Source organism: Acaryochloris sp. IP29b_bin.148, assembly GCF_028285565.1.
Classification (GTDB): Bacteria; Cyanobacteriota; Cyanobacteriia; order Thermosynechococcales; family Thermosynechococcaceae; genus Acaryochloris.
Map to the genome: position 1 here is coordinate 1 of NZ_JANQOY010000180.1, position 21,482 is coordinate 21,482.

The window sequence follows — 21,482 nt, forward strand, 5'->3', positions numbered from 1 at the left end:
ATGGCAACTTGCACCGAAAGGGTAAGGCGCAGATTAGCAGGCCTAAAATCCAAGCATTACGGGGTATGGATGCTGCTAGTGTCGAAGGGACTTTCCTTATTTCTCAGCACTGCCCGCTGCAAAATGTTTGCAGCGGGCAGTGCTGTTTTGTTCTGGCTGAAGATCAAACAGTGCCTTTTGCTCTCAGGTTTAATTTAAATCTATGGAGAGAAAAATGTAAAGATATTATTACATAACTGGGAGCCTTAATTATATTTTTGTTGCCCACCCATTTTTTCTGCGAATCTAAGGCACCACTGGCAACTTACCCCCTGACTGAAACACTTGACCCGCTTCGATCTCCCTATTTTTCGCCAAGGGACAGGGAGATTTAAGGTGGACTGAATTGTCTCTGATCGGGATAAAATCATCTGCTAGAATTGACGCAAGCTCATTATGGACGCGTATCAGATGGCATCTCTAGTTGCTTTTTGAGATTTTTTTGACATAATGTAGCGAGGGCTCCAATTTTGTAAAGGTGACAACACACACAGCTAGCTTTTACAGATTTTATGGTAAGTTCTCCCAATATTCATGTGGGGACATCACTAAGGATCGGAATCATCAACTATGAAATTTTCAAAAACCTGTAGTTCCTTGACTGTCTTGTCATTGGTCGTCCTCTATAACTCTATTCATACGCCTCTAAGCTATGCTGCTCAGCTTGGCCTAGGGGATTCTCTGGCAGAAGAGACAAAGTTAAACACAGATACAAAGCTAAATACAGATACAGCACTCGGTGTTTGTGGAGAGGATCCAGGCATTTCACCAGAAGCCCTACAAGCGCCTTCTAGTCCATTAAGCCAATCCCCTGCCCCCAACTTGGTAGCAAGCTCAGCCACCACAGACACCTCGGTTGGCATACAACAGCCCTCCCAAGCCTTAGTTGCCCAAGGAGGCGTGCAGTTTGAAGACTGTGGCATTGGTGGGATTGCGCCAGCAGGTGGCCTTCCTGCAGCAGCTGCTGGTTTTCCATTTGCTGCCTTAATTCCCGCAGGTGCAGCTGCAGCCGTTCTTCCTCTAGCCTTAACAGGGGGTGACGATAATCCTGCTACTCCCCCTGCTGCGGTTCCGGAGCCTTCTGAAGCTGCGACTGCAGGTTTGTTTGCATGCTTAGGGATTGCTGGAATTGCGGCTCGTCGCAAGATGAATCGATCTCGCTAGCCCGGCAATAGACTAAGCGAATACTGGAATAATAGCGCGGCGCATTGCTGACATTGATATCCTTCAAAGCAAAGCGCTGCTAGCGTTTTTGTTCGACATCTTTGATTCGATTATTTGCCTTGAAGTTATTGCACTTCAAGGCGTTAGATGTTTGTGTACTCTTGCTATAGCAATGGGGTTGTCGTCTGTGGATTCAAAATATTGGGATTGTCATCCAACTGAAACTGAGATGCATCCCTCAGCTCAGAACTCAGAGGTCTATCCCCAGCGACTTCAAAACCAGCATCACGAATAAGTTGGTAGACTTGATCGACGCTATGACCTCTAGTAGCTAAGTAGCCTTCAACAAAAAGGGAATTGGCTGGATAGAGTGCTAATGCTTGCAGTCCCCTGAGATGGCCCTCTCGCCCACCTCCAATCCGAAGTTCCGCTGTAGGATTCACAAATCGGAACAGACACAGAATACGCAAGCAGCGTTGAGGGGAAAGCTGATTGCAATCATAAATAGGATTTCCAGGAATCGGAATAAGGAAGTTTATCGGAATGGAAGGGACTTGATATTGGTGCAGCTGATAGGCAACATCGACGATATCTTGATCCGTTTCTCCCATGCCCGCAATCATGCCACTGCATAAATCTAGTCCGGCTGAACGGGCTGCTTTTAGGGTATTGATCCGATCTTGAAACGTGTGTGTGGTGACGATATCAGGGGTATGCGACTCACTAGTATTGAGATTATGGTTAAGGCGGTCGAGCCCCGCTTCCTTGAGGACAGTGGCTTGTTCATGATCCATCAAACCAGCAGAAAGGCAGGTTTGAATCCCCACCTCAGTTTTAATGCGGCGAATAATATGGGCTAAATGCTCAGTCCGTTCTGCGGTTGGCCCTCTGCCACTTGATACCATACAGTAGCGATAGACCCCTTTTGCTTTGGCTTCATAGGCTTCTTGGATAATGTCCTCTTCACTTTTTAGGGGGTATTTTTTGATCGGGGCGTCGGAAATCTTGGATTGGGCACAGTAGCCACAATCTTCGGGGCATAGGCCATTTTGAATATCATTGATGCGATGCAGCATCACCTGCCGACCAAAATAGGTCATCCGCACCTCTCCAGCTGCGGCGACTAAACGCAGTAGATCAATATCGGGGTCCGATAAGATAGCGAGTGCTGAGGACTGAGGAAAGGTTTCGTCTGACAAGGCGATTTTAACCCACTCATTGAAATCGCTGCCCATACTTGACCTCTGACTTCCCTAACGATGTAACTTAGTCAGAATATCCTATTGCGTCTACGGTCTGAACCAAACATTGCGCAACATTAAGCCCCATAAATGCGCCGGCCATCACCAGGGAGCAGCGTAAGTATAGAGGGATGGATTTTTTGACCCACGGTGACTTCGATATCACCATCCCAGTTTTCGATCGATAGGATTTTGTTATCCGGTCCTTGATAATCAAAATATTGGCACCGTTCAGCATTACGGTTGAGCGTTGATCCTTTACGGGTCATTTGAGCCGTGCCCGATCCTTTGTGGCGATAGGTTTCATTGGCAAAGGTGAGTTCAGGAGGCGGATTGGTACCCACTTCTAGGGCAGTGGTGACTTCCAATAGCGCTACTTCAACCACATCATCTTCTTCTACAGAGAGCCATTGACGACGGTTGCCGTCTTGGAGCAGATACTCCAGCCAGGAATAGCCCTGGTCGTCATAGACTAACTTGCCTTCAACGATCCAGTCGGTTCCCATATGTTGAACCACATCACCCACTTCTAGGGTAAAGACGGTGCGTTCGAGGGAGGGCAAAGCTTGGGGTTGAGATGCAAAGGGGAGGGATTTCCCCGATTGTTGTCTCATGTACAGGACAACACCCAGGATGCCCACGATGATGATAAATAGCCAAAGGTAAGCCATAGTCTGCCTCTAGAGTGTTTCAATAATAGGCCGACCAGCGAGGATCGGCTTGGTACTGAACGATAACGGGATCGGTGAGCCGATTGATCTTGGCGTTACCGATAGAAATATCTTTGGGAAGTTGAAAAAGTTCAGGGAGGAGGGCTGGGGTTAGGAACCGAGTGGGAATCGTTAGGCGTTGGGATGAAAACTGTACTGGCTTCGGCGAAGCCAAGACAAACCCCCAAGGACCAAAGCTCGGTACGTTTACGGTATAGGGATAAACTTGTAAATCAGTGGCCGCTAAGGTTGTGGCGATACAATCCATGACTTTTGGGGCAAAAAATGGACTGGAAGCCTGGGTGACGAAGATACCGTCAGGCGCGAGGCGAGCGAATAGCTGCCGATAGAACCCTTGGGAATAGAGCTTAGCGAGGGCAGGGCGATCGGGATCAGGGAAATCAGCAATGATCACATCAAAGGTATTGGGAAGTTGGGGAGCGAGCCTAAAAGCATCTCCAAAAACCACTTCTACCCGTGGATTGTCTAAGGCATGGGCGTTACCATCGGCGAGCACCGGGTACTGACGGGCGAGCTTGACGACAGCAGGATCCAGCTCAACGAGCACCACTTTCTCAACTTCCGGCCATTTGAGGATTTCCCGCAGGGCCATACCATCCCCTGCGCCCAGGACTAGAACTTGGCGTCGCTGGATGTTGGAACTCAGAGCGGGATGGACCAGGGCTTCGTGATAGCGATATTCATCGACCGTTGAAAGCTGAAGGTCACCATCTAAGTAGAGGCGCGTATCGTTGCCAGAGCGGGTGAGAACAATGCGTTGATATGTGGACTGGATGCGGCTGACAATCGGGGCTCTGTAGAGGGTATTTTCTAAGCGATCGCTAAACGGTATCACGAACGGGGCAAACACACAGAGGCCGATACCAAGGCCAAGCCCCCAATAACTCCAGGACCGCATGCCCCGAAATAACCGTCCCAAGCGAAATACCATAAAGGCGGGTAAGGAGCCGATCAAAACGGCGGTGGGAAATAGTCCTAGGAGGGGTAGAAACAGGACGGGAAAGGCCAGGGAGCCGATTAAGGCCCCGACATAGTCCAATGCTAGAACGCCCGCAAGGGCAGATTTAACGTCGCGATCTTGTTCAATAATGCGCGTCAAAATAGGAACTTCTAGGCCGGATAGAATACCTAAAATCAGCGTGACCAGAAACAGCCCCAGCCAAATGGGGCCATCGGCAACGAACACAACGAATAATCCGATCGGCAAACCAGCCGTTAAAGGGGCAACCACCAGTTCAACTTGCAGAAAAACGTTGAGGAGTTGGCGTTGCTGATTGTTAACAGCGATAAACTGGCTAATATAGGCACCTAAGCCCATCGCTGCCAGAAAGCCACCCACAGCTACGCCATAGGCTAAAGCAGTATTACCGACTAGATAGCTGGCTAGCGTCCCTAAGAGCAGTTCTGCCGCTAAGCCAACGCTAGAGGAGATCGCGGCGGCGGCTAATAACCAGCGTCGCTGAGCAGCAGTGAGTGGAAGCGGTTCAGGCACCACAGCGGTTAATTCTGACCCGGACATACCGCGGCTTATTTACCTACACCCAGACTACCGCCCCGGAATCCACTGTAGGAAGATCGAGCTGGGGAGACAACCCAAACTCCACGACGATAGCGTCCGGAGGTTCGGGTCCCTCGACGCGTCCAATGATTCGGTTGGCTCTCTTGCCGAAGCTGAAAGGCAGAACGCTGGGTATAGGCAGCCAAAATGGAAGCGGCGACAATTCCAACGGTTGCAACGGAAAAAAGTTTTGTCAGCATAGTTAAACAGGTTTCTACTGCCATCCTAAATAAGAACAAATCAAGTTGCACCCCTAGGACGGGGCGTTCGGGATCTTAAGCGGCTCCAATATGGGCAACTTTGACGGCCCCTAAGGTCACGGCCCCTTGCTTGATGATCAGCCGTGTCGAATCCACAGGGGCATCGGGGGTGACTTCGACATAAAACCCATAGGAGCTAGGTTTTTCCAGAATGAGGAAAAAAGTGGCCTGTCCATGGGTACTGTCAATGTCACCATCTTCGTCTCGCTTGAATCTGAGGGGCATCACTTCAGAAGCATTAAACAGCTCGTCGCCGTTGCCATCTCGAATCATCAGTCGACAGTTGAGAGAAGGCGGTGAGGTTTCATCAGCCACGGTTTTGACAACAACTTTAATAAGTTTGTTGGGACCACCTGCCGTGACACGGTCTCCGAGGTCGCTATCCCCAATGCTTTTATCGCTTAAGGTCGCTCCAGCCGATTTGGAAAACAGGCAGGTTAAACCGGCCATTAATAATCCCCCCCAAAAACCAGGCCATAAATAGCGAGTATCGATAATGCCCTGGTTGACTCTGATCCGAAAAGAGACAGGCTCAGTTAGGGGCTGGTTGCTTTTGGTGGCATACTCTAGAACTTCAACCACAACATTGATCGGTTCAGATTTGGCGCTACTAATATCTAATCCTGCATCTAGATCATCTTCCTGCCAGGTGCCCGTTTGTCCTTCTTCGCGCCAAATCCCTGACTCATTCCAAGCATTTTTGAGCCCGGCTGCCAAAACTTTGTCTTGCTGGTCACGGATTTGAACCTCGTAGGCAAGCCAGCGATTGGTGGGAATTTTGGCAGTGACATCCACTCTAAGAGCGCCAATCGATTGGGGTTTGATTTTAATGGGCTGTAATCGGGCGGGTTCCCCTTCCCGGGCTCGCAATGTTTTGGAAGCTAAGGGTTTGACAAAGAAGATAGAACTTAGACCTGCCAAAATAATCATGCCAACGGCACCGAGGGCCAAGTAGACCCAAATATTCATGAACCGGCGTGTTGTTTTATATTCAACGTGACTGGGCATGGGGGTTGATGACAGATAACAATATTAAGAGATGCAGGCAGAGTGATAGATGGCGATGGACCTGCAGGCCAGTATAGCTTGGCTAGATTGCGAACAATTTGACGAGAACGTTAAGAGTCAGTGTGGATCGACTGCAGAATTCAAGGATGAGCTGAGCGGGATAATGCTGAATGACACACAATAAACGGGTTGTTAGTGCTCGGATAAACGAACTTCTCTCAAAGAGCTTATGAAGCAAACTACGATCGCAGCGATCGCAACCGCTATTGTTCCCCAACAGGGCAGTATTGGTATCGTTCGCCTATCTGGTGTAGATGCAGTCTCGATTGCAAAGCAGCTTTTTCAGGCACCGGGAAACCAGCAGTGGGAGAGTCATCGGGTTCTTTATGGCTATATTCAACAGCCTTCAACACAGCAGGTAATTGATGAAGCTTTGTTACTGCTGATGCTGGCCCCTCGCTCCTATACCCGTGAAGATGTGGTGGAATTTCATTGTCATGGGGGAATAATTGCCGTTCAACAGGTGCTGGAGGCTTGTTTGCAAGCAGGAGCTGAGCTTGCACAGCCTGGAGAATTTACCCTCAGAGCGTTTTTGAATGGCCGTGTGGACCTGACCCAAGCGGAAGGGGTTGCGGATCTAGTAGGGGCACGGTCGCCCCAGGCGGCACAAGCAGCCTTAGCGGGTGTGCAGGGCAAGTTGGCATCCCCAATTCGGGAACTGCGGCAGCGCTGTCTGGATACCTTGGCAGAGGTGGAGGCCAGGGTCGATTTTGAGGATGATTTACCACCCTTGGATGAAGCGGGTGTCCAAGCGGAATTGCAGGAGATCCATAAGACCCTTCAAGCGATCTTAGCGACGGCAGACCAAGGAGAATTGCTGCGTAATGGTCTAAAAGTAGCGATTATTGGTCGTCCAAATGTGGGTAAGTCGAGCTTGTTAAATGCATGGTGTCGATGCGATCGCGCCATCGTTACCGACCTCCCCGGCACCACGCGGGATGTGGTGGAATCTCAATTAGTGGTGGGCGGCATTCCGATTCAGGTTTTAGATACGGCTGGGATTCGCGAGACAGAGGATCAGGTGGAACAAATTGGCGTTACGCGATCGCATCAAGCGGCTCAATCGGCTGACTTGGTCTTGCTCACCATCGATGCCTCCGCTGGATGGACCTCTGACGATCAGCAACTTTACCAAGCTTTCCAAGATCTGCCGATGATTTTGATTATTAATAAGGTGGATTTAGTCCCCAAAGAACAGGTGATCTATCCAGCCGCAATATCTCAGGTGGTGTCCACTATTGCGGCCCAAAATCAAGGGATCTCTTCATTAGAAACAGCGATTTTAGAAACGGTGCAAAGCCAGTCTTTACAAGCCGCCAATTTAGATTGGGCGATTAATCAACGACAGGCCGCCGCCCTGCAAAAAGCCCAAGCCGCTTTAACGCATGTTCAGGATGCGATCGCAGATCAGCTCCCCCTAGATTTCTGGACCATAGACCTAAGAGGGGCGATTCAAGCCTTAGGCGAAATCACCGGAGAAGACATCACTGAATCAGTGCTCGATCGCATATTTAGTCGCTTTTGCATCGGCAAATAGTCCTTCATTCAAATACTTTTTAAAGATTCACACATAGCGTTTATTGTGCTATTCATCAATAATTTGTTCCAAAGATAGGAAACTCTGGGAATTCTAACTAAGGGAACCTGAAAATCGGCTCAGGGCACCAAGACGTATTGCCTGTGGAATATAGCTTTTGTTTAAGTTACTGCGATATTTTTCGATTGCGAGTTTAGTTGCCTGTGGTAGCGCCACCCTCTTCTTACGGCACTACAATCAACAAACAACAACGACCCAACTGATTAGTGCGAGTGAGCAAAAGAACGTTGAAATCACCCAAGTTGTTTCTAATTCGGTATGGCCCCAACACAAATCCTTTTTAAGTTCCACAGATTCCTTATCGAAGGAAGACTTACAAGATCACCCGCAAATTGAAGACATAGACAAAACCGTTCGCCGTTTGATTCAAGGGACGTCGATTGCCAAACTGAAAATTTTTGATTTAAACGGTCGAGTGGTGTTTTCCACTGACACCAAACAAATTGGTCAGGATAAAGCTAAATATGCTGGATTTCAGACAGCGCGTTCCGGTAAAACGATCACTAAGCTATCCCATAGAACTAAATTCCGGGGTGTGCAGGGTCTCCTCACAGAAAAAAAATTAATTTCCAGCTATTTACCCCTGCGGCCTCAAAGCTCTGATGCCGAGATTGAAGGTGTGATCGAAGTCTATAGCAATGTCACACCGCTGGTGCAGCAGGTTGAGAAAGCTCAACAAGACGGGTTGATCGCCGTCATTATTACCTTTATCGGACTGTATGGGGTGCTGGTGGTCATTGTGGGTTATGCCCAAGCAATTCTAATTCGGCAAGAAAAGGCCAAACAGGAAGCTGAAGCTAAACTAGCGGAGGAATCTGAGGCATTAGCTCGATCCAATGAGGCCTTACTCCGCTCCAATAAGGAACTAGAACAATTTGCCTATGTGGCCTCCCATGATTTACAAGAGCCCCTCCGCAAAATTGAGGCCTTTGGTGATCGGCTGCAAACAAAATGCAGAGATGATTTGAGCGATCGAGGTAAGGATTATGTGGACCGCATGCAAAAAGCGGCGGGTCGCATGCGACAACTGGTCCAGAACCTATTGGCTTTTTCCCGAGTAACCTCAAAGGCGCAACCCTTTACGGAAGTCGATCTCAATGAGGTAGTGGGCAGCGTTTTAGATGATCTGGAAATTCGGATTCAGGAAACTGAGGCCCAGGTTGAAGTGACTTCGTTACCCACAATTGATGCTGAACCGATGCAAATTCGGCAGCTGTTTCAAAACCTGATTAGCAATGCCCTGAAGTTCCGTCAACCCGATCAGCCACTTTGTATCACGATTGGTGGGCAAGCGATTGACGAGAATGTTGATGCGACCACTGAGGCCGAGAGCCTCTACCAAATCAGCGTTGAAGATAATGGCATTGGCTTTGAGCAAAAGTATACAGACCGTATCTTTCGAGTGTTTCAGCGCTTACATAGTCGCAATGAATATGATGGCACGGGAATTGGCCTAGCAGTCTGTGCCAAAATTGCCGAGCATCATGGTGGCACCATTACCGCTGAAAGTTCACCGGGTCAAGGCGCAACGTTTTTCGTCACATTACCACTTACCCAAACCCCAATGGAGCCCCAATCATGACCTCAGTCAATGTTGCCCCAATCACAATTTTGATGGCCGATGACGATGAAGATGATCGGATGCTTACGGCCGAAGCCTTAGAAGAGAGCCGACTAAGTAATGAAATTCGCTTTGTCAAAGATGGCGAAGAGTTGATGGATTACTTGTTTCGTCGCGGTCAATATACCGATCCGAAAACATCGCCCCGCCCCGGTCTGATCTTGCTAGATCTGAATATGCCGAAGAAAGACGGGCGAGAAGCATTACAGGAGATTAAAGCCAATCCTGAACTCCGCCGCATTCCGATTGTGGTTCTCACCACCTCCAATACAGATATCGATATTTACCGCAGTTATGACTTAGGGGCCAATACCTACATCACCAAACCTGTGACCTTTGACGCCTTAGTTGAGGTGATGCAAACCCTAGGCCAGTACTGGTTTACCGTTGTGGCATTACCCCCGGAGAAATATTGTGAGGCATCTTGATCCACTGCATATCAAACTATTGCTGGTGGAAGACGATGAAGATGACTATTTCTTTTTTGAAGATCTCCTAGACGATTTTCAAAGCATCCAGTTTGATCTGGACTGGGCAGATACCTATGACAAAGGGATTCAAGCGGTCCAGCGTCACCAACATGATATTTACGTGTTCGATTTTCGTTTAGGCAGTCGAACGGGCTTGGATTTGCTGGAAGAAGTGGTCGCATTAGGTCATCGGATTCCGATTATCTTGTTGACGGGCCAGGAAGATCGCGAGATCGACTTAGCTGCGATGACGGCCGGGGCGACGGATTATTTGGTAAAGGGGACAATTACATCAGCCTTATTGGAACGTTCGATCCGGTATGCCATTAACCATACTCGGGCCTTAGTGGCGTTACAGGAGCGGGAAGAACAGTATAATCTGGTGGCCCAAGCTTCAAATGATGGGCTCTGGGACTGGAACTTACAAACTCATCAAGTTTATTATTCTCCTCGCTGGGCCGCGATTATTGGCCAAGAGGAAGCGGCGCTCCAATCTTCCATTCAAGAATGGTTTGACCGCATCCACCCCGAAGATAAAAAGCGATTTCGCACCGATTTACGGCGACATCTACGAAGAGAAACACCCGCCTTTGAATGTCAGTATCGAATGCTTCATCGCGACCAGTCTTATCGTTGGGTGAGTAGCCGAGGTATAGCCGTTTATGGCTCCAATAATCGCGTGGTGCGGATGGCAGGTTCACACACCGATCTCACCAACCATGTGGCGCTCTACGATCACCTTACGGGGCTACCGAGTCGGGCATTATTTTTGGATCAGCTTCACCGGACCCTGGCCCGCGTCAAACGCCAGACCAACTATCTATTTGCCGTGCTGTTTCTAGACTGCGATCGCTTTAAGCTGATCAACGACAGTTTGGGGCATGCCATTGGCGATCAACTCTTGATTGAAGTGGCCCAACGCTTAATCGCAGCGCTTCGACCTGGGGATGTGATTGCCCGCTTAGGGGGCGATGAGTTTGCGATTTTACTGGAAAATATCCCTGAACAGCGGTTGGCAGAAAAGGTGGCAAGTCGGTTAAATCGAGAACTGGAGCAAGCTTTCCAACTTCAGGGACATACCGTCTATATCTCTGCCAGTATTGGCATTGCCTTCAATTCAGACTATTCGCAGCAGCCGGAAGATTTGCTACGAGATGCCGATAATGCCATGTACCGGGCCAAAGCTTTGGGCAAATCGAGATATGTGGTATTTGAAGCCGCCATGCGCGATCGCGTTCAGGCATTGCTTCGGGTAGAAACCGACCTGCGAGCCGCCATTGCCAACCAAGAGTTTCAGCTTTACTATCAACCGATTATTTGCCTCAAAACCCATGAGATTGTTAGCTTAGAAGCGCTGATCCGTTGGCAACATCCTCAGCGAGGCCTCATCTCGCCCTTAGAGTTTATTCCCGTAGCAGAGGAGACAGGCTTGATTTTGACCATTGGTCAGTGGGTGCTCCAAGAGGCGTGTCAACAGTTATGGCATTGGCATCAGAGCCTGACCAATATTCCCCCCTTAAGTATTAGCGTTAATCTTTCCCGAAAGCAGTTTTCCCAGGCGAGCTTAGGACAACAAATTCAATCGATTCTCTCAGAGACTGGGGTCAATGCTCGTCACCTCAAACTAGAAATTACAGAAACCATGATTATGGAAAATGAGGTGATGGTTTCTGAGTTAATCAGTCAACTCCGTGCTTTAGGCTTACAACTCCAGATCGACGATTTTGGTACAGGGTACTCATCCCTTAGCTTTTTACACAACTTTCCCCTGGATACACTAAAAATCGATCGGTCCTTTATAGAAGGCTTAACAACGGATGCAGAAAAATCAGAAATTATCCGGACCATGATTACCTTGGCCCATAACTTAGGGATGACGGCGATTGCCGAAGGGGTTGAAACGCAGTCACAACTCCAGTGGCTGAAAGAAAATCAGTGCGATTGTGTACAGGGGTATCTAATTTCTAAACCACTATCCGCCGAACGGCTTCAGAAAACATTAATGCAATCGCACCGTGTATTTACCCAACCGCTAGAAGCTAGCACAGTTGGGATATCTGCCTAAGGACAGATTTTTCTCTGCCGTTGAGACAATTCCCCAAATGAGGTTTATGGCGAATGGTCTAATGGTCTGGATTGACATAAGACCGCAAGAATTGACTCAAACTGGTTTCCCATAAAGATTGATCAACCCCAATCAGTTGGTGGTGTCCTCCTTCTGGCGCGATGACTAATTGTTTGGGAGCGGATATTTGTTGAAAGAGGGTTTTGACCTCCTCTACTGTCGTCCACGGATCTTGTTGCCCCTGCATGACTAAGGTGGGGCATTGAACTGCTTGAGCATAGTCCACAGGGTTGTGACTAAAGCCATTGACACCATGCTGTACCCCACCCCAAAAGACGAGCAATTCTGCCAAGGGAAAGGAGGGGATATGGTGATGTCGCAGACGACTGCGAATGGCATCGATAAATCGAGCAAAGGGCAGTTCAAGAATCACGGCATCGGGTTGGAGGTTTTGGGTTGCAATTGCATTCAGTATTGCCGCACTCCCCATCGATACTCCATAGACAATGACTGGAGGCGGCAGTGTGAGGGAGGGCAACGCGTCGACTGCCGCAACCACGTCTTCCGCTTCCCGCATACCGACTGTCGTGGTGTAACCGCTGGAGCCTCCTACGCCTTGATAATCCACTAATAGCGAGTCATAACCCAACTGGGAAAACGATTGAGCGGGACCGATCAGTTGCCTGTCCTTGGTACTGCGATTGCCGGGGAATAGCACCACTGTCCCTTTTGCAGAAACACTAGCTGCTGGAATATGCCAGGCTTCTAACCAACTGGATGAATCAATCGGCAAACGGTGGGTGGTGTAGGATAAACCCCTTTCCTCGGGGGTGCGAATATTGGCGGGTTTCGGCAAGCCCAGCCCCCATTGCCCTGGCTCTCGAACATGGGTTAATGCATAGGCTGCCAGGTAAGTGCTGACATTCATACCCATCAGCAAAAAAATACTAAAGAAGAGCAACCGCCGACGCCAACGGTGAGGGAAAGTGGCTGAAGGCGCGGATACGGGCGTCCGCTTCATCATTTCTGCGGTGATAAAGCAGGCCAAACTTCCACAGAGTAGAAAGGCCAAAACCGGCTTAAGCGGGAGTTGCCAAACATTGACGATCTGTAATCCATGTAAGACGATGACCAGCAGGGCCAGGCTGGCCAGCACCCCCAACGTGATCCACCCTGCTTTAATCAAAGACTGGTATGGATTACTCATCGGTGTTTTGCGCTGGTACCATAATCGATGGCCTACCCTGCCGATACTGTAACCCCCAAGTTAACCTATGACGCCTTCTGTGATTTTCCTGGATGCCGTTGGCACCTTATTTGGGGTGCGGGGAACCGTGGGGGAGATTTATGGCCACTTTGCCGCCCAGGAAGGCGTAACGGTTGATACACAACACTTGAATCAGGCGTTTATAGAGAGTTTCTTGTCCGCCCCTAAAGCTGCGTTTCCAGGCGTTGTACCCCCCGATTTGTATAAACAGGAATTGCTCTGGTGGAAAGCAGTAGCTGCCCGTGCCTTCCAAGACGTGGGAGCATTCTCTGCCTTTACCGATTTTGATGCGTTCTTCCAAATTTTGTTTGATCACTTTGCAACGCCAGAGCCTTGGTTTGTTTATCCTGAAGTGCCGCAGGTCCTCCAACAATGGCAGCAGCAAGGCATTCGATTAGGGGTCGTTTCAAACTTTGATAGTCGCCTACATCCCGTTTTAGCAGCCTTAGAGTTGAGGGACTATTTTGAAACCGTCACCAGTTCTACTGAAGTCGGTACAGCTAAACCAGAGAGCCAAGTGTTCTTAGCCGCATTGGCCAAACATCAGATTGCTGCTGATAGAGCTTGGCACATTGGCGATAGTTGGGAAGATGACTATCAGGGGGCTGAACAGTCAGGACTACGAGGGGTGTGGCTAAATCGTTCCGGGAAATCTCCACCTGGACCAACCCATACAGAAATTTCAGATTTATCCCGATTGGTGTTGACTGCGCAGTAGTAACAGCCCTCCCAGCACCAGAGAGGGGGTGAGCGCTACGCCCAATGCCAACGGATTAGAGCTAGAAATCGGCAGAAGCGGGCCTAAATATTTGATGGCAGCCGATAGGATAGTGGAAAGCCCCAAGACTTTCAGAAGGAAGCCAAGGCTGTTGGGAGAGGGCGAGTTTTCGGGTTGTGGCATAATCCAGTTTAATCCTGCTGGCCTAGGGCAACGCTTTTTGGGGATATCCCCTTAACAGTACCGTATGCTCTACCTAATGACCTGCTGTGGTGACCGATGAGCCAAATCCTGCTAGTTGATGATGAGGTTGAGTTAACTGATGCCCTGGGCCGTTTGCTTAAACGGGAAGGGTACACCGTTGATGTGGCCAATGATGGCGAAGCGGCTCTACTCGCCGTGCAGCAAAAGATCAAACAGGGGCAGCTGTATAACTTACTCATCCTCGATTGGATGCTGCCGAAATTATCAGGAATTGAGGTCTGTCAAGAGTTGCGATCGCAATCCCAGCTCACCCCTGTGTTATTCCTAACAGCCAAAGATACCCTAGATGATCGGGTGCAAGGCTTGGATGCGGGGGCGGATGACTATTTAGTCAAACCCTTTGAATTAAGAGAGCTGTTGGCACGAGTTCGTGCTCTTTTACGGCGGAGTGAGCAGTTTGCCCAATCGTCACCGGAATCCTTATCACAGCGTTTACAAGTGGAAGGGTTAGAACTCGATTTGGAGAGCCAAATCGCCTATTGTCAGGGACAGGCCATTACCCTGTCAGAAAAAGAAAGCCAGCTACTCACCTATCTGATGCAGCACCCACACCAGCTCCTAACCCACGACCAAATTTACCAGCATCTATGGCCGAGTGGCGATCAACCCAATAGTAATGTCTTAGCAGCCCAAATTCGACTTCTGCGCCGGAAAATTTCAGCTAAAAATGCCTCTCCGCTCATCCATACGATATACGGTAAAGGATATTGGTTTGGTTCTAAGGTAGAGGCTGAACCGTAATATTTGTGGTGGTGGAATACCAGGGTTTTAAAAATAAAAAAGCTCTTGAGAGTCTTGCCGTGTTTCGACCTCAAGAGCTTTTCATCTGAATCACTCCTCACTGGATTAAGAATATCTCGATTGAAATCCAGTCCCTGTTTCAAAGTGACACTTTTTGGAGTGTCACCTCACTTTCCTAACCTGGGCAAATCCCCCCAATCACAAACTAGTAAATAGCGGGAAGTGTTCTGGATCACAGGCATCATGGTCCGATATCATTTACAGTCATTAGCAGCGCCAGCTCTAATCTAACCACCAATGGCTTTTTAGCTATTCTTGATAGTTAAGCCATTACAGACGGTTGCATTGCCTGTATTTCTCTAAGGTTCTAACCGCTACATTATTTTCCGTGTGCTTAGAATCCAAAGAGGTCCATACTAATCGCAATGCTCATTCAGGAACCCCTCGCAGCGCTGACGTTGCTGCTAGCTGAACCCTTCTTGTTTCCCCATGATTTCAACCTTACTAAACATGGAGGACAAACATGAGCCACCCCTTTAATCTCGATCTCAAAGCATTAGCGGCCCTCGATCTAGATGTGGTTGATCCGGTTACAGATGATCAAGCGGCATCTATTCAAGGAGGTTCTTCCCAGACCTTAACTGCAGTCGGCCCCGGTGAATCTGGCGAGTCTGGCAATGTCACCACCTTAGCCTTGGGAGAAGAAGGGGGGACGTATGATTTCCCACCTATCAATTTTCCCGGCGGCGGTCCATCCCCCTCCCCCTATCCCTCTGAAGATGAGCCCGTCTTTACCACCTTGGCTTTAGGAGAAGAAGGCGGTTAATTCGGTGACAGACACCAAAATACTGGTTCTAGGGCATCCCACTGATGCTCACGTTGCCCATATGCAATCCGCTCTAGAACAGGCAGGTGCGCAGGTGCGCTGTTTGGAAACTCACCATTTCCCCACCCAGCTGCGCTTTTCCTGGCAGGCAGATACCCAACAAGGGCAGATTGCATGGGAAGACGGCGAAGTGTGGATGCTCCAGGAGATTCATCGAATATTTTGGCGGCAAATTACCGGCGTTGCCATTCCTGACTTGGAGGATAAGCAGCAGCAGTGGATTGCTTACAACGACGCCATGAGCTTGTTGCGATCGCTGATCCAAGCCCAACCGAGTCAGTGGGTCAATACCTGGGAAGCCTATCAGTTTCACAAGGAGAAACCCTTGCAGCTGAGTGCCGTCAAGCAGTTGGGGGTTCATATTCCCAAAACCCTAGTGAGTAACGATCCCCAACAAATTACTGCTTTTGTCGATACTCTAGATCAGGTGATCTTTAAGCCCGTATATGGGGGAGCCCATGCTCAATTAGTGTCTCCAGACCATCTTGATCCACAGCGGCTACAGCTAGCGCTGCGACTCTCCCCGGCCACCTTTCAGGCCTATATTCCGGGGACCAATATTCGCACCTATGTGATTGGGGATGCGGTCTTCTCAGCCGAAATTCGCAGTCCCTCCGTTGATTTCCGGGAAGACCAAGCGGCAGAGCTGATTCCCGTCGACTTGCCAGCAGCCATCCATACTCAGAGTTTAGCGATTGCCACCGCCCTGAAGTTGAAGTGGACCGCCATAGATTGGCGGCTGACCCCCGCCCAAAACTATACTTTTTTGGAAGCCAACCCCAGCCCCATGTTTATCTACTTTGAACAGCAAACAGGGCATCCCATTACATCGACCCTGGTACATTTACTACTAGAACCCAGCTGAGTCAAGCCTCTTCCTGAGACGGCGGTATCAGGGTGCCAATCACAATCCACGGATCAGCGACTTCCGCCACCCACTGTTGTTTCAAGGGGTCAGTACGGGAGCGATTAGGGGCAGTGACCAGGGCCACAACTTTTTCGACCTGATCAAAGTTAGCGGACAACGCTAAGGTTGTTTTTAAAAACTGACGCAGGGCTCGGCGCTGAAGGGCAAGGGGAGCAGCTTTGAGGCAGTCCCGATTGATGCATCCCAGCCATAGGGGCATATGAGCCAGAGATATCTTGGGCTGTTGTGGAGGAAGGGCTACCGCTAGCAATCGTTGAGTTTCGGCCTCCAGAAAGGCAACGTCTGCTTGCAAAATAGCAGCTGTGTGGGCAAGGGCCGTTTCCACTTGGGGATTGAAATGTTGCTTGAGATAGGGCAATACGACTTGACGAATGCGGTTGCGACGATAGGCAAGCTCTTGATTCATCGCATCTTGCCAAATGGGTAATCCCTGCTGGTCACAAAATTCTCCGGTTTGGGCTCGGGTGACGTCTAACAAGGGCCGTACGAGTTGGATCTGAGCGGAGAGGGGACGTTGCCAGCTTAGGGCTTGTAATCCGTCTGTACCACTGCCTCGCATTAGATTGTAGAGCAATGTTTCAGCTCGATCGCTAGCCGTATGGGCCGTGACCACGAGCGGATACCCCTGTTGTTCAGCAATGTCAGTTAACATTTGATAACGCCACAGTCGTCCTGCTTCCTCACTTTTCAATTCTGTGGGAGACTGTCGGGCAAAAAGAGAGAGCTGATATTGGTCAGCAAGGCCAGCCACATGTTTAGCATTTTCAGCTGCATCGGGTGGCCAGCGATGGTCGCCATGGGCAAGGGCTAAGTGCCAGTCCCACTTGGGCTGTAAGTCCGTGAGTAGTTGTAATAAACACAAGGAGTCTTGACCGCCAGAAAGCGCCAGTAAAACCTTACTGTGCTGGGGTAAAAGTTGACGTTGTCGCAGTGTTTGATGGAGCTGAGTATGAAGAGAGGTCCAACGCTTAGAATGACTCACTTGCTATCTCTTAGAAACATCTAAATAAGGGCAAAGAAGTCGCTCTTAGATCAGAAAGAAGAGTATGTAAGACTCTTTCCCCATCGGGCAAAAAATGATTTGAGTTAATTTTTAAGCGGCCGAAAAATACTTCGGAAAAATAAGAATTCAAAGGACATCGATACATCTTTCAGTTGGAATGCCATACTTGGGGTTATGAGTGTAAGCAAGATCACATCATAATTTTTTATTAAGTTTTCGGGTCTGATTCGTTTTCTAGAACTTTCATGGTGAACTCACAAGATCATTACAGTGTGCTGCAAGTGTCTCCACAGGCAACGCCAGCAGATATTAAATCCGCCTTTCGTCGACTGGTTCGCCAGTATCATCCTGACCTCAATCCCAATAGCCCCAGAGCGGCGGCAGCTTTTCAGAAAATATGCACGGCCTATGAGGTGTTGAGTAATCATGAACAACGGGTGTTGTTTGATCATGACTATTGCCCCCCGTCTCCATTGATTGAAGAACCGGGTTCGGTGATTTTGCAAGATGCTCAACAATATTTTATGCAAGGGGTGCACAAGGCAAATCGACGCAATTATGCCGCTGCGATCGCAGACTTTACGCAAGCGATTCACCTAAAAAAAGGCTATCTAGAAGCGTATATGGGGCGATGTCAAGCTCGGTTTACACTGGGCCATAATCGAGAAGTGCTCCGGGATTGTGACCATATTTTAAGCCTACAACCCCAGTCAGCTCAGGCCTTCTTCTTTCGGGGACGAGCCTGTTATCGCTTAGGACACTTGGATTTAGCGATCGAATCCTATGCCAAGGCGATTGCGATCGAACCGGAATATGCCCAAGCCTTCTTTCATCGCGGCATTGTTTACATCAAAGTTCAAGAACGATTGGCCGCACGAGACTTACAAACAGCCGCCGTTCTATTTCGTCAACAGGGGCATATTGGCAATTATCAACGCGCGATCGCCACGCTTAAGGATTTGAATCGGAAACCTGCCAATGTTGCGCTCAATCTGCCTCGGAATGGGGTAGCGTTGGTCGCAACAACCCTAAGGACCTTGCCACAATTTTTAGTCAGTCCTAGTAATGCCGCCCTACACGTTTGGCAAAGCCAACTCCCGTATCAGTCGGTGGGCATCAGCCTGATTTTTGCAGGACTGGCCCTGGGATGTGTGGTCGGGGGCGTGCATTTCTATGACCCTACTTTCCTAACGTTGTCCTATTCACAACTCTTACTCTTGGGCACCGCTGCGTTCTGTAGTCTAGTGTTAACCGGAGGATTAGTCCGGCAGATGGTGGGCAAAGGTGGCAGCTGGTCTGGCGACTGTCTGATTGCCGGGGCAGCCGTTCTCCCGGTTGGAGTTTGGGCAATCATCAGTGGCCTGATGATGGGGTTAGGTCAGATCGAGCTGATAACCCTCAGCTTGTTTACCGCTAGCTACGCCATCCTGAGCTTATACAGTGGGTACACCAAAATTGGCCAAATTTCAGAATCCATTGCCGCCTTTGCCGTACCTGCCATCTTGATGATTTGTTATGGAGTCACGGCTTTGATTTATAGAGCCTTAACATTGCAGCTGGTCTAGGGGGACAACGTAGAACATCAGGTTCTTCAGAAATCTAGAAAAACCAGCCATAGGAGTGTAGACCTTTCCCCAGCAAATTGACGCCTAAGTAGCACACCCACACCACCAAAAAGCCTCCTGTGGCTAAATAAGCGGGACGACGCCCTTGCCAGCCTCGGGTAATGCGAGCATGAAGATAAGCAGCAAACACCAGCCAGGTAATTAGCGCCCAGGTCTCTTTCGGGTCCCAACTCCAAGGGGCTCCCCAAGCCTCATTAGCCCATACGGCCCCAGCGATAATGCCAATGGTGAGCAATGGGAACCCTAAACCAATCATGCGATAGCTGAGGTTATCCAGAGATTCAGCCAAACTCAAGCGGTTGAACGAGAGGGCAGGCGCTGCTGTGGAGACAGGGGTTAATACAGCCGTTGCTTGGGCAGATGCCACTGTTCCCTCTTCTAGGCCCGCAGAGCGGTCTGTTGCCTCAGACGATTGGGGTTGAGCATCCCGTTTGCGAAAACTACCCGTGCCAATTGAACTGCCTTTGAGTTCAACAGGTTGCCCCAAGGTCACAATTAAAAAGGCAATTGCCAACAATGACCCCACGATTAAAGCGGAATAGCTCAGCATCATCACGCTAACATGCATCATCAGCCAGTTGGATTTGAGGGCGGGCACCAAGGGAGCTGAAGTCTGCATTTGATCCGGTAAGGAAAGGGCGGCAAAGGCCGTAATCCCCATGGCGACAGGCGCAGTGGCGGCTCCCACTAAGCGACTGCGACTGAGCCATTCTGCTAATAGATGAATGGTGGTAACGCCCCAAGCCAGGAAAAATAGTGACTCATAGAGATTACTAATGGGGAAATAGCCCCCCTCGATCCAGCGGGCGCCTAACAAGCAAGCCATGCAGAGATTCGCGATCGCCATGCCTGCCGTGCCCAAGGTGGGAAAGACGGGGATCTTCGGAAAGGCCAGCCCTCCCCAATAGATCAGCATGGTGACAAATAATACTGCAAAGGAAAGATTATCAAGCTTATTCTGGAGAAGAACCAGATCCATCGTTTTTAATCCTTATTCTATGAACCGTTGAGCCAAACGCTCAGAGATAGCATTGGGTAGACGCTCACTTTACATCCTACCCAATTACGGACAGCTTGTTACGGCTTGCCGACGGTCGCCTGGAGTTTTAAGAAGGCTGTTTGGGCCGCTGCCTTCTCGGCAGCTTTAATCGAGCGTCCCTTCCCGGTTGCTAGTTGTTGGTCTTGCACCCAAACTTCAGCCGTAAACCGCTCCTCGACTGAGGGTTGAGCCTGCTGGGATTGATTGTCTTGGACCCGATATTCCGGCAATTCTTGATAAGTGGCTTGGGTCCACTGCTGCAGCGCCGCCTTATAGTTTTGATAAGCGGGGTCCGTGCGGACCCGTTCTGCTTGCTGTTGAAAATGAGGTTGCAACCAAGGTTGAATCAGGGATAAATCCCCTGTACTGAGGTAAAGGACGCCTAACAGCGCTTCAAAGGTATCTGCCAGTCGGGATTCTTGGCCTTGATGATCGTTCACTGCGCTCGGCCCTAGCAGTAGGAATCTTTCAAATCCATAGTTTAAGGCGAGGGATGCTAGGTTGCGATCGCTCACGAGTACCGAACGAATGGCCGTCCATTCTCCCACGGAGCCTTGAGGATTTTCGGTCCAAAGCAACATCGCCGTCAGCAGCTTGACCACAGCATCTCCAGCGAACTCTAACTGCTCGTAATTCGCTTCATTGGAAACTGATGGGTGGGTAAAGGCCAGGTCCAATAAATCCCAACGGATGGGAGCAGCCACGGGCAATCCTAGCCGCAGAATCAGCTTTTCTAATTGTCGGCGTCGCTGAGGGGGGCAATCAGACATCAATAACAGAGGATCCAAAGAGGGGATAAACGATCAGGATAACCATCTCAAAGAAGGGGGAAGAGCAGGCGGTAAGCCGGGTTCTGTTCTCCTTTGCCTGCAGGGATTGCCCCTTGCAGACCAAAGAAGGGTAGTTATCTATCTGGGACGCCTGTTACCAGACGCCTCTAGCGGCGCTACAACCGAGGACAGGGAAAAGACCAACCATTGCCCTCTGCCTTGCTCTCCACCGGGGTTTACCGAGCCAACGCCTCTCGACGTTGCTGGTGCGCTCTTACCGCACCCTTGCACCCTTACCTGTGAGCGTTAGGCTCAATCGCCCAACACCCCATCGGCGGTATGTTTCTGTGGCACTCTCCTCACGGTCACCCGCACTGGGCGTTACCCAGCAAGTCTGGTCTTTCGAGAGCCCGGACTTTCCTCAGGC

Annotated in this window: 21 protein-coding genes and 1 other RNA gene; 11 read left to right on the top strand and 11 right to left on the bottom strand. The window is 49.7% G+C overall.

Going from position 1 to position 21,482, the window contains the following annotated elements:
- Window positions 1–236: hypothetical protein (locus Q0986_RS16695; protein ID WP_299412973.1), on the top strand; the 236-nt coding region annotated here is incomplete at its 5' end.
- 373 nt (window positions 237–609) lie between these two features.
- Entirely contained in the window at window positions 610–1,203 is a 594-nt protein-coding gene (locus tag Q0986_RS16700; RefSeq protein ID WP_299412975.1) for a hypothetical protein, read from the top strand.
- 164 nt (window positions 1,204–1,367) lie between these two features.
- On the opposite strand, the gene bioB is transcribed toward Q0986_RS16700, so the two are convergent.
- The 5 genes from bioB to Q0986_RS16725 form a co-directional block, all read right to left on the bottom strand.
- Window positions 1,368–2,438, bottom strand: coding sequence for a biotin synthase BioB (gene bioB / locus Q0986_RS16705; protein WP_299412978.1), 1,071 nt, complete (start codon window positions 2,436–2,438; stop codon window positions 1,368–1,370).
- A gap of 83 nt (window positions 2,439–2,521) precedes the next feature.
- A complete protein-coding gene (locus Q0986_RS16710; protein WP_299412981.1) occupies window positions 2,522–3,115 on the bottom strand; it encodes a DUF4178 domain-containing protein in 594 nt (197 codons plus the stop codon).
- A gap of 19 nt (window positions 3,116–3,134) precedes the next feature.
- Window positions 3,135–4,694, bottom strand: a complete 1,560-nt coding sequence (locus Q0986_RS16715) for a polyamine aminopropyltransferase (protein ID WP_299412984.1) — start codon at window positions 4,692–4,694, stop codon at window positions 3,135–3,137.
- A gap of 8 nt (window positions 4,695–4,702) precedes the next feature.
- Window positions 4,703–4,933, bottom strand: coding sequence for a hypothetical protein (locus Q0986_RS16720; protein WP_299412988.1), 231 nt, complete (start codon window positions 4,931–4,933; stop codon window positions 4,703–4,705).
- Window positions 4,934–5,008: 75 nt separating this feature from the next.
- Window positions 5,009–5,962, bottom strand: a complete 954-nt coding sequence (locus Q0986_RS16725) for a hypothetical protein (RefSeq protein ID WP_299412991.1) — start codon at window positions 5,960–5,962, stop codon at window positions 5,009–5,011.
- A 268-nt stretch (window positions 5,963–6,230) separates the two neighbouring features.
- Between Q0986_RS16725 and mnmE the strand changes: the two genes are divergently transcribed.
- From mnmE to Q0986_RS16745, 4 genes are all read left to right on the top strand, one after another.
- The gene (mnmE, locus tag Q0986_RS16730) at window positions 6,231–7,598 is read left to right on the top strand and encodes a tRNA uridine-5-carboxymethylaminomethyl(34) synthesis GTPase MnmE (RefSeq protein WP_299412993.1); all 1,368 of its coding nucleotides are present in this window, start codon (window positions 6,231–6,233) and stop codon (window positions 7,596–7,598) included.
- A gap of 157 nt (window positions 7,599–7,755) precedes the next feature.
- Window positions 7,756–9,240 carry an ATP-binding protein gene (locus Q0986_RS16735; RefSeq protein ID WP_299412994.1) on the top strand — a complete coding sequence of 495 codons (1,485 nt, stop codon included), beginning with the start codon at window positions 7,756–7,758 and terminating at the stop codon, window positions 9,238–9,240.
- Window positions 9,237–9,707, top strand: coding sequence for a response regulator (locus Q0986_RS16740; RefSeq protein WP_299412997.1), 471 nt, complete (start codon window positions 9,237–9,239; stop codon window positions 9,705–9,707). Before Q0986_RS16735 ends, Q0986_RS16740 begins: the two co-directional genes overlap by 4 nt.
- Window positions 9,694–11,814: an EAL domain-containing protein gene (locus Q0986_RS16745; RefSeq protein WP_299413000.1), complete on the top strand. Its 2,121-nt coding sequence runs from the start codon at window positions 9,694–9,696 to the stop codon at window positions 11,812–11,814. Before Q0986_RS16740 ends, Q0986_RS16745 begins: the two co-directional genes overlap by 14 nt.
- 58 nt (window positions 11,815–11,872) lie before the next feature.
- Here the strand turns inward: Q0986_RS16745 and Q0986_RS16750 are convergent, their stop codons facing one another.
- Complete coding sequence (locus Q0986_RS16750) at window positions 11,873–13,021, bottom strand: alpha/beta fold hydrolase (protein ID WP_299413003.1); 1,149 nt, start codon at window positions 13,019–13,021, stop codon at window positions 11,873–11,875.
- 67 nt (window positions 13,022–13,088) lie between these two features.
- Between Q0986_RS16750 and Q0986_RS16755 the strand changes: the two genes are divergently transcribed.
- Window positions 13,089–13,799, top strand: a complete 711-nt coding sequence (locus Q0986_RS16755) for an HAD-IA family hydrolase (protein ID WP_299413005.1) — start codon at window positions 13,089–13,091, stop codon at window positions 13,797–13,799.
- On the opposite strand, the gene Q0986_RS16760 is transcribed toward Q0986_RS16755, so the two are convergent.
- The gene (locus Q0986_RS16760) at window positions 13,770–13,982 is read right to left on the bottom strand and encodes a hypothetical protein (protein ID WP_299413009.1); all 213 of its coding nucleotides are present in this window, start codon (window positions 13,980–13,982) and stop codon (window positions 13,770–13,772) included. The genes Q0986_RS16755 and Q0986_RS16760 overlap by 30 nt on opposite strands.
- Window positions 13,983–14,078: 96 nt before the next feature.
- On the opposite strand from Q0986_RS16760, the gene rppA reads away from it, so the two are divergent.
- The 3 genes from rppA to Q0986_RS16775 all read left to right on the top strand — a co-directional run bounded on the left by rppA (window position 14,079) and on the right by Q0986_RS16775 (window position 16,555).
- Window positions 14,079–14,804 carry a two-component system response regulator RppA gene (gene rppA / locus Q0986_RS16765; RefSeq protein ID WP_299413012.1) on the top strand — a complete coding sequence of 242 codons (726 nt, stop codon included), beginning with the start codon at window positions 14,079–14,081 and terminating at the stop codon, window positions 14,802–14,804.
- Between the two features lie 523 nt (window positions 14,805–15,327).
- A complete protein-coding gene (locus Q0986_RS16770; RefSeq protein WP_299413016.1) occupies window positions 15,328–15,630 on the top strand; it encodes a hypothetical protein in 303 nt (100 codons plus the stop codon).
- Between the two features lie 4 nt (window positions 15,631–15,634).
- A complete protein-coding gene (locus Q0986_RS16775; protein ID WP_299413019.1) occupies window positions 15,635–16,555 on the top strand; it encodes an MvdC/MvdD family ATP grasp protein in 921 nt (306 codons plus the stop codon).
- Between the two features lies 1 nt (window position 16,556).
- On the opposite strand, the gene tilS is transcribed toward Q0986_RS16775, so the two are convergent.
- Window positions 16,557–17,600 carry a tRNA lysidine(34) synthetase TilS gene (tilS, locus tag Q0986_RS16780; protein WP_299413022.1) on the bottom strand — a complete coding sequence of 348 codons (1,044 nt, stop codon included), beginning with the start codon at window positions 17,598–17,600 and terminating at the stop codon, window positions 16,557–16,559.
- A 266-nt stretch (window positions 17,601–17,866) separates the two neighbouring features.
- Here tilS and Q0986_RS16785 point away from each other — a divergent pair, with 266 nt between their 5' ends.
- On the top strand, window positions 17,867–19,186 hold the full coding sequence (locus Q0986_RS16785) for a DnaJ domain-containing protein (protein ID WP_299413026.1): 1,320 nt from the start codon (window positions 17,867–17,869) through the stop codon (window positions 19,184–19,186).
- 34 nt (window positions 19,187–19,220) lie between these two features.
- On the opposite strand, the gene ccsB is transcribed toward Q0986_RS16785, so the two are convergent.
- From ccsB to rnpB, 3 genes are all read right to left on the bottom strand, one after another.
- Window positions 19,221–20,225 (bottom strand): c-type cytochrome biogenesis protein CcsB, encoded by a 1,005-nt coding sequence (gene ccsB, locus Q0986_RS16790; RefSeq protein WP_299413029.1) that lies wholly within the window; start codon window positions 20,223–20,225, stop codon window positions 19,221–19,223.
- A 98-nt stretch (window positions 20,226–20,323) separates the two neighbouring features.
- On the bottom strand, window positions 20,324–21,055 hold the full coding sequence (gene rnc, locus Q0986_RS16795) for a ribonuclease III (protein WP_299413034.1): 732 nt from the start codon (window positions 21,053–21,055) through the stop codon (window positions 20,324–20,326).
- 56 nt (window positions 21,056–21,111) lie between these two features.
- An RNA gene (gene rnpB / locus Q0986_RS16800) (RNase P RNA component class A) lies at window positions 21,112–21,482 on the bottom strand; the annotation flags it as partial.